General features: G+C 66.4%; 7 protein-coding genes, 1 tRNA gene and 2 rRNA genes (1 of these 10 cut by a window edge). 7 read left to right on the forward strand and 3 right to left on the reverse strand.

Annotated features, from left to right (window positions below; translation table 11 throughout):
- The 7 genes from AZOLI_RS13760 to AZOLI_RS13790 all read left to right on the forward strand — a co-directional run.
- A 23S ribosomal RNA gene (locus AZOLI_RS13760) occupies positions 1 to 2,612 on the forward strand; it begins 134 nt to the left of the window's first position.
- 143 nt (positions 2,613 to 2,755) lie between these two features.
- Positions 2,756 to 2,871 (forward strand): 5S ribosomal RNA (gene rrf, locus AZOLI_RS13765).
- Between the two features lie 81 nt (positions 2,872 to 2,952).
- Positions 2,953 to 3,029 (forward strand) — tRNA-Met (locus AZOLI_RS13770).
- 177 nt (positions 3,030 to 3,206) lie between these two features.
- Positions 3,207 to 5,897, forward strand: coding sequence for a tetratricopeptide repeat protein (locus AZOLI_RS30375; RefSeq protein ID WP_014249278.1), 2,691 nt, complete (start codon positions 3,207 to 3,209; stop codon positions 5,895 to 5,897).
- A complete protein-coding gene (locus tag AZOLI_RS13780; protein WP_014249279.1) occupies positions 5,894 to 7,060 on the forward strand; it encodes a glycosyltransferase family 9 protein in 1,167 nt (388 codons plus the stop codon). The genes AZOLI_RS30375 and AZOLI_RS13780 overlap by 4 nt, the downstream gene beginning before the upstream one ends.
- Entirely contained in the window at positions 7,057 to 7,983 is a 927-nt protein-coding gene (locus AZOLI_RS13785) for an FkbM family methyltransferase (protein WP_014249280.1), read from the forward strand. Before AZOLI_RS13780 ends, AZOLI_RS13785 begins: the two co-directional genes overlap by 4 nt.
- 201 nt (positions 7,984 to 8,184) lie before the next feature.
- Positions 8,185 to 9,090 carry an NAD(P)/FAD-dependent oxidoreductase gene (locus AZOLI_RS13790; RefSeq protein WP_014249281.1) on the forward strand — a complete coding sequence of 302 codons (906 nt, stop codon included), beginning with the start codon at positions 8,185 to 8,187 and terminating at the stop codon, positions 9,088 to 9,090.
- 66 nt (positions 9,091 to 9,156) lie between these two features.
- Here AZOLI_RS13790 and gyrB read toward each other — a convergent pair whose 3' ends face one another.
- From gyrB to dnaN, 3 genes are all read right to left on the reverse strand, one after another.
- Positions 9,157 to 11,646 (reverse strand): DNA topoisomerase (ATP-hydrolyzing) subunit B, encoded by a 2,490-nt coding sequence (gene gyrB, locus AZOLI_RS13795; protein WP_014249282.1) that lies wholly within the window; start codon positions 11,644 to 11,646, stop codon positions 9,157 to 9,159.
- A 90-nt stretch (positions 11,647 to 11,736) separates the two neighbouring features.
- Positions 11,737 to 12,915: a DNA replication/repair protein RecF gene (gene recF / locus AZOLI_RS13800; RefSeq protein ID WP_014249283.1), complete on the reverse strand. Its 1,179-nt coding sequence runs from the start codon at positions 12,913 to 12,915 to the stop codon at positions 11,737 to 11,739.
- 64 nt (positions 12,916 to 12,979) lie between these two features.
- On the reverse strand, positions 12,980 to 14,110 hold the full coding sequence (gene dnaN / locus AZOLI_RS13805; protein ID WP_014249284.1) for a DNA polymerase III subunit beta: 1,131 nt from the start codon (positions 14,108 to 14,110) through the stop codon (positions 12,980 to 12,982).
- Positions 14,111 to 14,233: the final 123 nt, after the last annotated feature.

Raw genomic sequence — 14,233 nt, forward strand, 5'->3', positions numbered from 1 at the left:
CGCAAGCGGTATCCCATGCTGAATAAATAGGCATGGGAAGCGAACCCGGCGAACTGAAACATCTAAGTAGCCGGAGGAAAGGACATCAACCGAGACTCCGCTAGTAGTGGCGAGCGAACGCGGACCAGGCCAGTCATTCGATCTACATAACCGGAACCGTCTGGAAAGTCGGGCCATAGCGGGTGATAGCCCCGTACGGATAAACCGGATCGGATGCTCGAGTAGGGCGGGGCACGTGAAACCCTGTCTGAACATGGGGGGACCACCCTCCAAGCCTAAGTACTCCTCAGTGACCGATAGTGCACCAGTACCGTGAGGGAAAGGTGAAAAGCACCCCGACAAGGGGAGTGAAACAGTTCCTGAAACCGGATGCCTACAAGCAGTCGGAGCCTCTTCATGGGGTGACGGCGTACCTTTTGTATAATGGGTCAGCGACTTAGAGTATGCAGCGAGCTTAAGCCGGTAGGTGGAGGCGCAGCGAAAGCGAGTCTGAATAGGGCGACCGAGTTGCATGCTTTAGACCCGAAACCTGATGATCTAGCCATGGGCAGGTTGAAGGTGCGGTAACACGCACTGGAGGACCGAACTCACGCCTGTTGAAAAAGTCGGAGATGACCTGTGGCTAGGGGTGAAAGGCCAATCAAATCAGGAAATAGCTGGTTCTCCGCGAAAGCTATTTAGGTAGCGCGTCGGATATCACCTGCGGGGGTAGAGCACTGGATGGGCTAGGGGGGCGCGAGCCTTACCAAACCTAACCAAACTCCGAATACCGCAGAGTGCAGTCCGGCAGACAGACGGTGGGTGCTAAGGTCCATCGTCGAGAGGGAAACAGCCCAGACCGCCAGCTAAGGTCCCCAAATCACGGCTAAGTGGGAAAGGATGTGGGAAGGCCATGACAACCAGGAGGTTGGCTTAGAAGCAGCCATCCTTTAAAGAAAGCGTAATAGCTCACTGGTCTAGTTAAGCCGGCCTGCGCCGAAAATGTATCGGGGCTCAAGCCGTGTACCGAAGCTGCGGATGTGATCTTCGGATCACGTGGTAGCGGAGCGTTCCGTAAGCCTGCGAAGGGTGTCCGTGAGGCCGCCTGGAGGTATCGGAAGTGAGAATGCTGACATGAGTAGCGACAAACAGTGTGAGAAACACTGTCGCCGAAAGTCCAAGGGTTCCTGCGCAAGGTTAATCCACGCAGGGTGAGCCGGCCCCTAAGGCGAGGCCGAAAGGCGTAGTCGATGGGAACCACGTTAATATTCGTGGGCCTGGCGGAGGTGACGGATCGGAAAGCGTGTATGTCCTTATCGGATTGGACATGCTGTGGACCGGTTCCAGGAAACAGCCCCGCCATATAGACCGTACCCCAAACCGACACAGGTGGACTGGTAGAGTATACCCAGGCGCTTGAGAGAATGGTGTTGAAGGAACTCGGCAAATTGCCCTCGTAACTTCGGAAGAAGAGGGCCCCGTTGTGGCGCAAGCCATGGCGGGGGGCACAGACCAGGGGGTAGCGACTGTTTACTAAAAACACAGGGCTCTGCGAAGCCACACAAGGCGACGTATAGGGTCTGACGCCTGCCCGGTGCCGGAAGGTTAAGAGGAGAGGTGCAAGCCTTGAATTGAAGCCCCGGTAAACGGCGGCCGTAACTATAACGGTCCTAAGGTAGCGAAATTCCTTGTCGGGTAAGTTCCGACCTGCACGAATGGCGTAACGACTTCCCCGCTGTCTCCAACACCAACTCAGCGAAATTGAACTCTCCGTGAAGATGCGGAGTTCCCGCGGTCAGACGGAAAGACCCCGTGCACCTTTACTACAGCTTTGCAGTGGTGCTAGGGACTTCATGTGTAGGATAGGTGGGAGGCTTGGAAGCATGGGCGCCAGCCCGTGTGGAGCCAACCTTGAAATACCACCCTTGAAGTCTCTGGCATCTAACCGTGGCCCGTGATCCGGGTCCGGGACCCTGCATGGCGGGTAGTTTGACTGGGGCGGTCGCCTCCCAAAGTGTAACGGAGGCGCGCGATGGTGGGCTCAGAGCGGTCGGAAATCGCTCGTCGAGTGCAATGGCATAAGCCCGCCTGACTGCAAGACTGACAAGTCGAGCAGAGACGAAAGTCGGCCATAGTGATCCGGTGGCTCCACGTGGACGGGCCATCGCTCAACGGATAAAAGGTACGCCGGGGATAACAGGCTGATGACTCCCAAGAGTCCATATCGACGGAGTCGTTTGGCACCTCGATGTCGGCTCATCACATCCTGGGGCTGGAGCAGGTCCCAAGGGTTCGGCTGTTCGCCGATTAAAGTGGTACGTGAGCTGGGTTTAGAACGTCGTGAGACAGTTCGGTCCCTATCTGCCGTGGGTGTCGGAGTTTTGCGAGGATCTGTCCCTAGTACGAGAGGACCGGGATGGACATACCTCTGGTGCACCGGTTGTCACGCCAGTGGCATGGCCGGGTAGCTAAGTATGGACGGGATAACCGCTGAAAGCATCTAAGCGGGAAACCCACCTCTAAACCAGAGCTCCCTTGAGAGCCGTGACAGACCATCACGTCGATAGGAGGCATGTGGAAGGGCGGCAACGCCTGAAGCTAAGCCTTACTAATCGCTCGATCGGCTTGATCTCGACACCACAGACCGCGCCATGCGCAGCAGCAAGCCTGTTCAAAGGCCCTGCTTGACGCAGCACCGCCAGTTCGATACATCCTCACCTCACTTGCACTGAACAGCGAATGCGCTTCGGAAAGCGTCGGTCTTGAGCCTTGGTGACCTGGTGGTCATGGCGAGGTGTCAAACACCCGATCCCATCCCGAACTCGGCCGTGAAAAGCCTCCGCGCCAATGGTACTGCGTCTTAAGACGTGGGAGAGTAGGTCGCCGCCAGGTCACTCAGGCTCAAGAGACGCCAAACACGAAGCATATACGCTGGCATCGTCACGACATCCATCGCCCCATATGAGAGACATCCGCGGGGTGGAGCAGCCCGGTAGCTCGTCAGGCTCATAACCTGAAGGCCGCAGGTTCAAATCCTGCCCCCGCAACCAAATCAAGAAAAGCCCGCCGAGCTGACGCTCGGCGGGCTTTTTGCTTTCCGGGTGTGCTCCCGACATGGGCACCAAGCGGCCCGTTCAATTCCCGCTTGTCAGTGTCAGGCCACTTGGGACAAGCTGAACAAGACCTATGCGCTTCGTGCAATCGGACAATTACCCAGCGGGACATGGATGAGGCGCGGCAACCGGCTGATCCCAGCGGACGACATCGGCCAGCTTTTGACGCAAGCCGTCGCCCTGCACCAGAACGGTCAGATCGCCGATGCGGCGCTGCTGTATGAACGCGTGCTCCGTCGCGTACCCCGCCAAGCCGACGCGCTGCATCTGCTCGGTTTGATCAAGGACCAGACAGGCGCTCCGGCCGAAGGGATCGCGCTGATCGCCCAGGCAATCGCCGTCGATGGTGGTCAGCCGGTGTTCCGCCTCAACCTCGGCCGTATCCTCGAAAGGCTGAACCGCTGGGCCGAGGCCGCCGAGGCCTATGCCCAGGCCGTCCGCCTGGCGCCCTTCGAAGCCGAGCATCACCGGCTGGCAGCTCATGCGGCGACCAAGGCCGGGCGGCTCGACGCGGCGGCGGCCTATCTCCGGCGCATGCTGTCCCTGCACCCCAACAATGGGGATTGGGCTCTGGCGCTGGGCGACGTCCAGTATGATCGCGGCCGTTGGGTGGAGGCCGCCGGAGCCTATGGTGCCGCCGTTGCGCTGCTCCCCGATCCGACCCTGGCCGCCTACAATCTTGGCATGTCGCTGCGCAATGCCGGGCGCCTGTCCGAAGCGGTGGCTGCTTTGCGGATCGCCGCCCGCCATGCCCCACTGCTCCAGGAGGTTTGGGAACAGCTTCTCTCGCTCCATCACACCAGCGGCAGCGATGCCGATGCGGCAGCGGCCGGTCGCATTCTGCTGGCCTTGGCACCCGGACATGGGCCTGCGGCCAAGCTGATGGGATCCGCCTGCCGCCGTCTCGGCGACGCCGAAGTCGCCGCCCGGTGGCTGGCGCGCTCGGTGAGGCTCGATCCGTTCGATCCAGAGATTTCCCTGGTTCTGGGGGCTCTGCGTCACGAGCGGGGGAACTTCGCCGGTGCGGAGCGCTGCTACCGGCATGCGCTTGCCCTGGCGCCGGCGTCGGCGGCGGCACTGGTCGGGCATGGAGTGACGCTGGCCGGTTTCGGGCGGAGAGGCGAGGCGGAAGCGGCGATGCGCCATGCCGTCCGGCTCGTTCCCGACGATCCCGACACCGCGGTGAACGCCGGTTCGGTCAGCCACGCCGTCCGTCATTGCAGCCGTACCGAAGGAGCAACCGTCACCGGCGAATACGAAAAAGCCGGCGATGCGCTCGGCTGGTTCCGGCGCGCACTCGCCCTGCGGCCCGACAGCGCCTTTGCCTGGACCAATGTCGGGGCGGTGATGGCGGATGCCGGTCGGGGCGAGGAGGCGGCCGTGGTTCTGCATCGGGCCCTGGCGATCGGTGCGGCCGACCATGAGGCGTCCGCCTGGTCCAATCTGGGACTCGCCTGCATGATCACCGGTTTGCATGCCGAAGCGGTGGCGGCATTCCGCAAGTCGTTGGACATCGTTCCCGGCGATGCGGCGATGCGCTCCAACCTGCTGTTCTGCCTGTGCTTCACCGAAGAAGCGGCGTTGGGCGAAGTCTTCGCCGAACACCGCGCCTTCGAGCGTTTCGTCCGGCCCGCCACCCGCCGTCCGCCGGCCGCACCGAGGATGCCGGATGCCGACCGCCGGCTTCGCATCGGCTATCTGTCGCCCGATTTCCAACGCTATCCCGGACCGGGTTATCACTTCCTGCTGCCGCCGCTGACCCATCACGACCGGACCGGCTTCGAAATTTACTGCTATTACAACGACCGGCGCGAGGACGAGGCGACACGGCGCTTCCGGGAGATTGCCGATGGCTGGCGTGCCTGCGCGCATCTGTCGGACGAGGCGCTGGACGCGCAGATCCGGGCCGACGGCATCGACATTCTGGTGGATTGCGGCGGCCATATGGCGCGCAACCGGATGCCGTTGTTCCTCGGCCGGCCGGCACCGCTGCAGATCAGTTTTCCCCTCTATCCCAACACCACCGGGCTGACGGCGATGGATTACCAGTTCGCCGATCCGCTCTTCGCCCCGCCATCCGCCGACGAACTTCACAGCGAGGCGTTGATCCGGCTGCCGGGCTGCGTGCTGTGCTACCGTCCGGCGGAATCGGCGTACCATCCGCCGGAACGGGCGCCCGGTCTGGCGGACGGGACCTTCACCTTCGGCTCCTTCAACAACCCGACCAAGCTCAACGCCTCCACCATCGCGCTGTGGGCGCGGGTTCTGCACGCGGTTCCGCGGGCGCGGCTGATGCTGAAATGGCGCGGACTGACGAGTTCGAGCCTCGGGGGCCGGCTGCTCGCGCAGTTCGCCGCGCTGGGGATCGCGGGGGATCGTCTGATCCTGAGCGGAACGACGCCGGACCCCTACGAGAGCTATCGCCGGATCGATTGCGGACTGGACCCGGTCTTCGCCAATGGCGGCACGACGACCTGCGACAGCCTGTGGATGGGCGTGCCGGTGCTGTCCATCGCCGGGACGGCGGCGATTTCCCGTTGGGGCATCTCGCTGCTGAGCGCCGTCGGCCTGCCCGATCTGGTCGCTGACGACGATGACTCCTATGTGGCGTTGGCCGTGCGCCTGGCCGGCGATCCGGATCTCCTGGCGGCCAAGCGGGACGGGCTGCGCGCACGGATGCAGCGGTCGCCGCTGATGGACGAGCAGGGCTATACGCGGGCATTGGAGGCCGGCTATCGCGAGGCGTGGCGGCGGCGGTGCGCCGGTCTTCCGGCGGCGGCTATCGCCCTGGAAACCATGTCATGACAGCCGGTCCCTCCACCGCCCCTCCCGCTTTCGACCTGTCGGCGGCACAACGCATTCTGGTGGTCAAGCTCGACGAGGCGGGTGATCTCATCCTCGCCACGCCTTTCCTGCGCGGATTGCGGGCGAGCGCGCCGCAGGCCAGCATCACCCTGGCGGTCCGCCCGCCGCTGGCGGAGTTGGCTCTGCGCTGCCCGTGGGTGGACGGAGTCGTTCTGCCGATGGCCAAGCCGGACGGGCGCGGTCTCGATTTCCGCGGAGCGACACCGGAGGCGCTTGCGCGCTTCATGGCGGATTTCCGGGCCGGCTTCGATCTAGCGGTCGTGCCGCGCTACGATCTCGACCGCCATGGCGCAACGACGCTGGTCGCCGCCAGCCGGGCGCGGCTGTCGCTCGGCTATTCGGAGCGGGTGACACCCTGGAAGGCGGAGGGCAACGCCGGCTTCGACCGCGCCTACACCCATGTGCTGGCGGCGTCGCCGGGGATGCACGAGGTGGAGCATAATCTGGCCCTGCTGGCCCATCTCGGCGGCCGGACGGATGGAGCCTGGGCGGACGGGGAAGCCGTTGCGCTGTGCCTGACCGAGGCCGACCGCGCGGCGGCCCTGCGGCTGACGGCGGACGGGCGGCGGCTGATCGCGGTGGCGCCCGGAACGGCATCGCCGCGCCGCAACTATCCGCCGGCCCTGCTCGCCACCGTGACAAGCCGGCTGTGCAATGGGCTGGACGCCGATGTCCTGCTGCTGGGAACCGGAGAGGACGCCGCGGCGGCCGCGGCGATTGCCGAGGCTCTTCCCGGACGCGTTCGTGACCTCACAGGCCGGACCAGCTTGCCCGAGGCAGCGGCGGTGATAGAACGGGCGGCGCTTCTGCTGGCGATGGATTCCGGGCCGGCCCATTTGGCGGCAGCGGTGGGCACGCCGGTGGCGGTGTTTTCCTGCCATCCGGTCGGTGGCGATCCGACCTTCATCCATGCGCCGGAGCGCTTCCGTCCCTGGACCCACCGTGCCCTGGTGTTGCAACCGGCGGCGCCGGTGCCGCCCTGTACCGATGCCTGTCGCGATGTCGGTGCGCACTGCATCGCCGCCATAGAGCCGGAGCGGGCGGCAACGGCTATTCTCGACTTCCTCGCTGCCCTGTCCGCCACGACCGAGGTGTCGCGATGACCGACTCATCCTCCGCGTCCTCGCACCCTACCGGTCCGCCGGCCACCGACCTGCTCGGGGAGACCGGCACCAACCGGCTGGTCCATACGCGGCATGGCTTCATGCTGTTCAATCGGCACGACACGGTCGTCGGCCGCTCGCTGGCCTATTACGGCGAGTATTTCGAAAGCGAGGTCCGGCTGTTCCGCCAGCTGGTCCGGCCGGGCGACGTGGTGATCGATGCCGGCGCCAACATCGGTGCCCACACGCTGGCACTGGCGCGGGCCGCCGGACCGTCGGGGCGGGTGCTGGCCTTCGAACCGGTCCGGCTGAACCACCAGCTGCTCTGCGCCAACATGGCGCTGAACTCCCTCACGCAGGTGGAGTGCGTGCAGGCGGCGCTCGGCGAAACCGACGGCATGCTGGCGCTCGACGATGTGGCGATGGAGGCGGAGGGCAACTTCGGCGGTATCGCGCTGGACGCCATTCCGGGCGAAACGGCGGTTCCGCAGCGGCGGCTGGACGATGTCCGCATTCCCGGCCGGCTGCGCCTGATCAAGATCGACGTGGAGGGGATGGAGACCGGCGTGCTGCTTGGCGCCCTCGGCTTGATCCGCCGGCTGCGTCCGGCCCTCTACGTCGAGAACGACCGGGCCGAGAAATCGCCGGAGCTGATCCGGCTGCTCCAGGAGCTTGGCTACAGCTGCTATTGGTACGTCACGCCCTTCCACAATCCGGACAATTTTTTCCGGCAGAGCGAACCGCTCTACGAGACCGGCTTCGTCGATGACGGCACCCGGCTGCATGGGCGGGGCCTGGGGATCAACCTGCTGTGCATCCCCAGCGAAACCGGCGGGCGGATCGCCGGTCTGCCGCCGGTGCTCGGCCCCGAGGAGCATCCGCTGCTGCGGGACTGCAATCCGCGCTTCACCGGCGGCCGTTGAGCGGGGCGGAGGGGCCGGTTCTTCGATGGCACTCCCGCCGGCACTCTCCCGCTGGCGGATCGAAGACAAGCGCCGAGCAGACGCCCGGCGGGCCTGCTTGCCGTATGCGCGTCATCCCAGGCGAGCGTGACATCCGGCCGCTCCGCCTGTCTAGGAACCGAAGGGCACGCTTCGTTTGCCCGGTTCAGGACAGGGAACGTGATGCAGCCCGAACTCGATTGCCTCGTTGTCGGCGGTGGTCCCGCCGGGTTGACCGCCGCCATCTATCTGGCCCGCTACCGCCGGACGGCGCTGGTGGTGGATGAGGCGAAAAGCCGCTGCGCCTGGATTCCGAGTTCCCACAACCTCGCCGGCTTCACCGGCGGCATCCGTGGCACCGACCTGCTCGCCCGCATCCGCGCCCAGGCCGAGACCTATGGCGGACGCATCGAGACCGGATCGGTCGCCGCGCTGAAGCGCATTGCCGACGGCTTCCGCGCCACGCTGGGCGACGGCAGGGAGGTGGACGCCGCCGCGGTTCTGTTGGCGACCGGGGTCATCGACGGCCAGCCGCGGGTTCCACACCTCTACGAGGCGATGCAGCGCGGCCTGATCCGCGTCTGCCCGATCTGCGACGGCTACGAGGTCATCGACAAGCGGATCGCGGTCCTCGGCCATGGCGCGCAGGCGGTCGGAGAGGCGCGCTTCATCCGCACCTACAGCCCGGCGGTCACGCTGCTGACGCTGGGCGAACCGATGACCCTGACGGTGGAGGAGCGCATCGAGTTGGACGCCGCCGCCATCGCGGTGATCGAGGAGCCGGTGGCGGCGGTCGCTGCCGGGGCGGACCAGAGCACCCGCCTGACCTTGCAGAGCGGGCAAATCCTCGATTTCGACACGCTCTATTCGGCGCTGGGGATCACCGCCCGGTCCGGCCTGGCCGAGATGGTCGGCGCGGAGATGAATATCGACGGACGACTGATCGTCGACCGGCATCAGCGCAGTTCTGTTCCCGGCTTCTATGCCGCCGGCGATGTCGTCTCCACCCTCAACCAGATCGCGGTGGCGATGGGAGAGGCGGCGATGGCCGCCACCGCCATCCACAATGATCTGCGGCGCCGCGGCTGAACCCAAGGAAAAGGGGGCGCAGCCTTGCGGCTCCGCCCCCTTTTCCAACGCTTCTCTCCGCCTGGATCAGACGTCCAGGTTCGACACCTTCAGCGCGTTGTCCTGGATGAACTCGCGGCGCGGCTCGACGACGTCGCCCATCAGGGTGGAGAAGACCTCTTCCGCCTGATCGGCATGGCTGACGCGGACCTGCAGCAGCGAGCGCTTGGTCGGGTCCAGCGTGGTTTCCCACAGCTGGTCCGGGTTCATCTCGCCCAGGCCCTTGTAGCGCTGGATGGTGACGCCACGGCGTCCCAGCTCCATCACCGTGTCGAACAGGGCGACCGGGCCGGTCAGCGCGCGGGTTTCCTTCTGCTTCTCGAAGGCCTTGCCGGCGGTGCCGAACACCCGTTTCAGGTCGGCGGCCAGCCCGTCCAACCGGCGCGCCTCGCCGCTCTTCAGCAGGTCGGCGTCGAACAGGTGGCGATGGGTGACGCCGCGCCGGGCGCGGATCACGGCATAGCCGCCCTGGGGCAGGGCCTCGCCGCGCCAGCCGCCGTCGGCATCCATCCTGTTCATCCGCTCCGCCACCGCCTTGGCCGCGGCTTCGGCGGTGACCTTGTCGTCGGCAAGATTCGCGGAGAGGGTGCCGGCGACCGCCGCCTGCTCCACCACCATGGCGTTGCCGACCTTGCGCGACAGCGTGTCGATCGCCGGCCGGGCGGTGCGGGCCTGATCGACCAGACCGGACAGCTCCTCGCCAATCAGCAGGGTGCCGTCCGACAACTGGACCGACAGGTCGCTCAGCGCGGCCTCAACCAGATACTCTTCGAGCGCCCGGTCGTCCTTCAGGTAGCGTTCCTTGGCGTTGCCGCGCTTGATGCGGTAGAGCGGCGGCTGGGCGATATAGAGATAGCCGCGCTCGATCAGGTCGGGCATCTGCCGGAAGAAGAAGGTCAGCAGCAGGGTGCGGATGTGGCTGCCGTCCACGTCCGCGTCGGTCATGATGATGATCTTGTGGTAGCGCGTCTTGTCGGCGTTGAACTCGTCGCGGCCGATGCCGGTGCCGAGCGCCGCGATCAGCGTGCCGATCTCCGCCGAGCCCAGCATCTTGTCGAAACGCGCCCGCTCCACGTTCAGGATCTTGCCGCGCAAGGGCAGGATGGCCTGGAACTGGCGCGAGCGGCCCTGCTTGGCCGAGCCGCCGGCCGAGTCGCCCTCGACGATGAACAGCTCCGACGCCGCCGGGTCGCGTTCCTGGCAGTCGGCCAGCTTGCCGGGCAGCGAGGCCATGTCGAGCGCACCCTTGCGGCGGGTCAGCTCGCGCGCCTTGCGGGCGGCCTCGCGGGCGGCGGCGGCCTCCACCACCTTCTGGACGACGCGGCGGGCGTCGGCCGGATGTTCCTCGAAATACTGGGCCAGCGCCTCGCCCACCACCGCCTCGACGACGGGACGGACCTCGCTGGAGACCAGCTTGTCCTTGGTCTGGCTGGAGAATTTCGGATCCGGAACCTTCACCGACAGGACGCAGGTCAGGCCTTCACGGGCGTCGTCGCCCGACAGGTTGACCTTCTCCTTCTTGGCGATGCCGGATTCGGTCGCATAGTTGTTGATGGCACGGGTCAGCGCCGCGCGGAAGCCGGCGAGATGGGTGCCGCCGTCCTTCTGCGGGATGTTGTTGGTGAAGCACAGCGTCGTCTCGTGGTAGCTGTCGTTCCACTGCAGCGCGCATTCCACCGTCACCACGCCGCCATGTTCGGTCGGGCGCTCGTTCTTCAGGGTGATCGCCGGCTTGTGCAGCGGCGTCTTGGACCGGTCGAGCCAGTTGACGAAGGCTTCCAGGCCGCCTTCGTAATGCAGGTCCTGCACCTTCGGCTCCACCCCGCGCGCGTCGGTCAGAACCAGGCGGACGCCGGAGTTGAGGAAGGCCAACTCGCGCAGCCGGTGTTCCAGCGTGGCGTAATCGAACTCGATGTTGGTGAAGGTCTCGGCGGAGGGCATGAAGGTGACTTCAGTGCCCGACAGCTGCTTGCCCTTCTCCGGCACCATCGGCGCCTCGCCGACATCGGCCAGCGGCGCCTCGGCGACGCCGTGGCGGAAGCGCATGGTCCAGGTGCGGCCGCCGCGCCAGATGCGGAGATCCAGCGTTTCGGACAGGGCGTTCACCACCGAGACGCCGACGCCGTGCAGGCCGCCGGAGACCTTGTAGCTGTTCTGGTTGAACTTGCCGCCAGCATGCAGCTGGGTCATCACGACCTCGGCCGCCGAGACACCTTCCTCCGAATGGATGTCGGTCGGGATGCCGCGTCCGTTGTCGCGCACCGTGACCGATCCGTCGGCGTTCAGCAGAACCTCGACCTTGTCGCAATAGCCGGCCAGCGCCTCGTCGATGGCGTTGTCGACCACCTCGTACACCATATGGTGCAGGCCGGACCCGTCGTCGGTGTCGCCGATGTACATGCCGGGGCGTTTGCGCACGGCATCGAGCCCGCGCAGAACGGTGATCGACTCCGCCCCGTAGTCCGCCTGCTGGGGCTCCGACTGCGGGAGGTCGTTCTTCAGTGCTTCCTGTGCCATGCGTCGACTATAACAGATTCGGTTGCGGATTCGGCGGTTTAGCGTGCGTCGGCATGCTTTTTTTCCGGCATTTTTCCCGGATTTCCACCCCTATCCGGGGCGGATGTGGGCGTCTTCGATGCGGAACCGGCGGGCGTCGTCCCCGAGCGGGTCGAAAACCCCCTCGTCGGTGCCGGTCATCCAGGCCTGGGCGCCCAATGCCAGGATTTCGCCGAACAGCGCGGCGCGCCGGTCGGGGTCGAGATGGGCAGCCACCTCGTCCAGCAGAAGGATGGGAGCCGCCCCGCGTTCAGCCGCCAGAAGCCGGGCGTTGGCCAGCACGATGGCGATCAGCAGGGCCTTCTGCTCGCCGGTGGAGCAGAGCGCCGCCGGCATGTCCTTGGCCGCATGGCGGACGGCGAGGTCGCTCTTGTGCGGTCCCACCGTGGCGCCGCCGGCATCGGCATCGGCCCGGCGGCCGGAGCGCAAGCTGTCGCGCAGCATATCTTCCGCGGCCAGCGCCGGACCTTCATCGAGCCAGCGTTCGACCGTGCCGGCGACGGAAAGGTCGGCGCCGGGGAAGGGGCCGACCGAGCGGGCGCAGGCGGCGCGCAGCCGCTGCACCACCTCGCGCCGCGCGGCGGCGACGGCGATGCCGGTGGTCGCCATCTGGTCCTCCAGCGCGCCGAGCCAGCCCTCGTCGAAGCGGCCGTCGCGCAGCAGCCGGGCACGTTCGCGCAGGGCATGTTCGTAGCGCGACAGCCGGCCGGCATGGGCAGGGTCGAAGCCGAAGACCAGCCGGTCGAGGAAGCGGCGCCGTCCGCTCGACCCTTCGATGAACAGGCGGTCCATCTGTGGGGTCAGCCAGACCATGGCGACATGGTCGGCCAGCGCGGTCTGGCCCTTGGCGGGATGGCCGTCGATGCGGACCAGCCGGCGGTCGCGCTCCGAGTTCCGGTTTCCGTCATGAGGTTCGCGGCCGGTGCCGATCTCCACCGGACCCATCGGGGTGTCGAGCATCGCCGCCACCGCCCATCCGGCGCCGGGGGGCGAGCCCAGCCGCTCCACCTCGGCCAGCCGGGCGCCGCGGATGCCGCGGCCGGGGGCGAGGAAGCTGACGGCTTCCAGAAGATTGGTCTTGCCGGCGCCGTTCGGGCCGATCAGGGCGACGGGCCGGCGGTCGGGCTCCAGCCGTGCCGACTCGTAGCCGCGGAAACGCGTCAGCGTCATCCGCCGCACGGCCAGGGCCGGCGTCAGGGGTGCGGCGGCCACCGGGGTGCCGCCGTTCATCGAAACTGCCGCGTGCTGCAACTGGTCCGTTCCGCCTGGGGCGGGGAGGATCCCCGCAGCCCCATCACACCCGCATCGGCATCAGGACGTAGAGCGCGGTGGAGTCGGCGACGTCGCGGATGATGGTCGGCGACGCGGCGTCGGCCAGCGTGAACTGGGCGCCCTCGCCCTCGATCTGCTGCGTGATGTCCAGCAGATAGCGAGAGTTGAAGCCGATTTCCAGCGGGGACTCGGCGTAATTGACCTCCAGCTCCTCGGTCGCGCTGCCGGATTCGGGGCTGGTGGCCGACAAGGTGAGCGCGCCGCGGACCAGCGACAGCTTCACCGCCCGGCTCTTTTCGGTGGAAATGGTGGCGACGCGGTCGACGGCGGCGGCGAACAGCTTGGCGTCCACCTCCATCACCTTGTCGTTGCCGACCGGGATCACCCGCTCATAGTCGGGGAAGGTGCCGTCGATCAGCTTGGAGGTGACGACGACGCTGTCGAAACCGAAGCGGATCTTGTTGTCGGACAGCGACAGCTCGATGCGGTCGGCCGCCTCATCCACCAGCTTGCGGATCTCGGTGACGGTCTTGCGCGGAATGATGACGCCGGGGATGGCGTCCGCCCCGTCCGGCAGCGGCATCTCGACCCGGGCCAGCCGGTGGCCGTCGGTGGCGACGGCGCGCAGCACCGGCGTCTCCAGGCTGCCCATCTTGCTCTTGGCGGCGTGCAGGTAGATGCCGTTCAGGTAATAGCGCGTCTCCTCGGTGGAGATCGCGAAGCGGGTGCGGTCGATCAGCCCGCGCAGGTCGGCGGCGGCGACCGAGAAATTGTGCTTCAGCTCGCCGCTGGACAGCTGCGGGAAATCCTCCACCGGCAGGCAGGACAGCTTGAACTGCGACCGGCCGGACCGCAGCGTCAGGATCGTGCCGTCGCCGCCGATGTCCAGTTCCACCTGGCTGCCGTCGGGCAGCTTGCGGACGATGTCGAACAGGGTGTGGGCCGGGGCGGTGGTGCCGCCGGGGCGCCCGACCGTCGCCGGGACCGTCTCGACGATCTCCAGGTCCATGTCGGTGGCGGCCAGCGACAGTTCGCCGTCGCCCGCGCGCAGCAGGACATTGGAGAGGATCGGAATGGTGTTCCGCCGCTCGACCACACTCTGCACGTGACCCAGGGAACGGAGAAGGGCGGCGCGTTCGATGGTGATGTTCATGCTGGCGTCGTCTCGGCCGGAGGGAGAACTTTTTGCGGACCCACCGGGGTTGCGGGCCGTTGTCCGGCCGTCCCGCCCCGAGCGGGCGCGCATCATACCACATCGACGGGTGCGTCGAACCAA

Origin of the sequence: Azospirillum lipoferum 4B (genome assembly GCF_000283655.1) — a bacterium.
In the GTDB taxonomy this organism is placed as follows: Bacteria; Pseudomonadota; Alphaproteobacteria; order Azospirillales; family Azospirillaceae; genus Azospirillum; species Azospirillum lipoferum_C.

What these genes read in the sequence shown, in the direction of transcription:
- AZOLI_RS30375 (WP_014249278.1), top strand. Translation starts at nt 3,207, where the DNA reads ATGAGGCGCGGCAACCGGCTGATCCCAGCGGACGACATCGGCCAGCTT.
- AZOLI_RS13780 (WP_014249279.1), top strand. Translation starts at nt 5,894, where the DNA reads ATGACAGCCGGTCCCTCCACCGCCCCTCCCGCTTTCGACCTGTCGGCG.
- AZOLI_RS13785 (WP_014249280.1), top strand. Translation starts at nt 7,057, where the DNA reads ATGACCGACTCATCCTCCGCGTCCTCGCACCCTACCGGTCCGCCGGCC.
- AZOLI_RS13790 (WP_014249281.1), top strand. Translation starts at nt 8,185, where the DNA reads ATGCAGCCCGAACTCGATTGCCTCGTTGTCGGCGGTGGTCCCGCCGGG.
- gyrB (WP_014249282.1), bottom strand. Translation starts at nt 11,646, where the DNA reads ATGGCACAGGAAGCACTGAAGAACGACCTCCCGCAGTCGGAGCCCCAG.
- recF (WP_014249283.1), bottom strand. Translation starts at nt 12,915, where the DNA reads ATGAACGGCGGCACCCCGGTGGCCGCCGCACCCCTGACGCCGGCCCTG.
- dnaN (WP_014249284.1), bottom strand. Translation starts at nt 14,110, where the DNA reads ATGAACATCACCATCGAACGCGCCGCCCTTCTCCGTTCCCTGGGTCAC.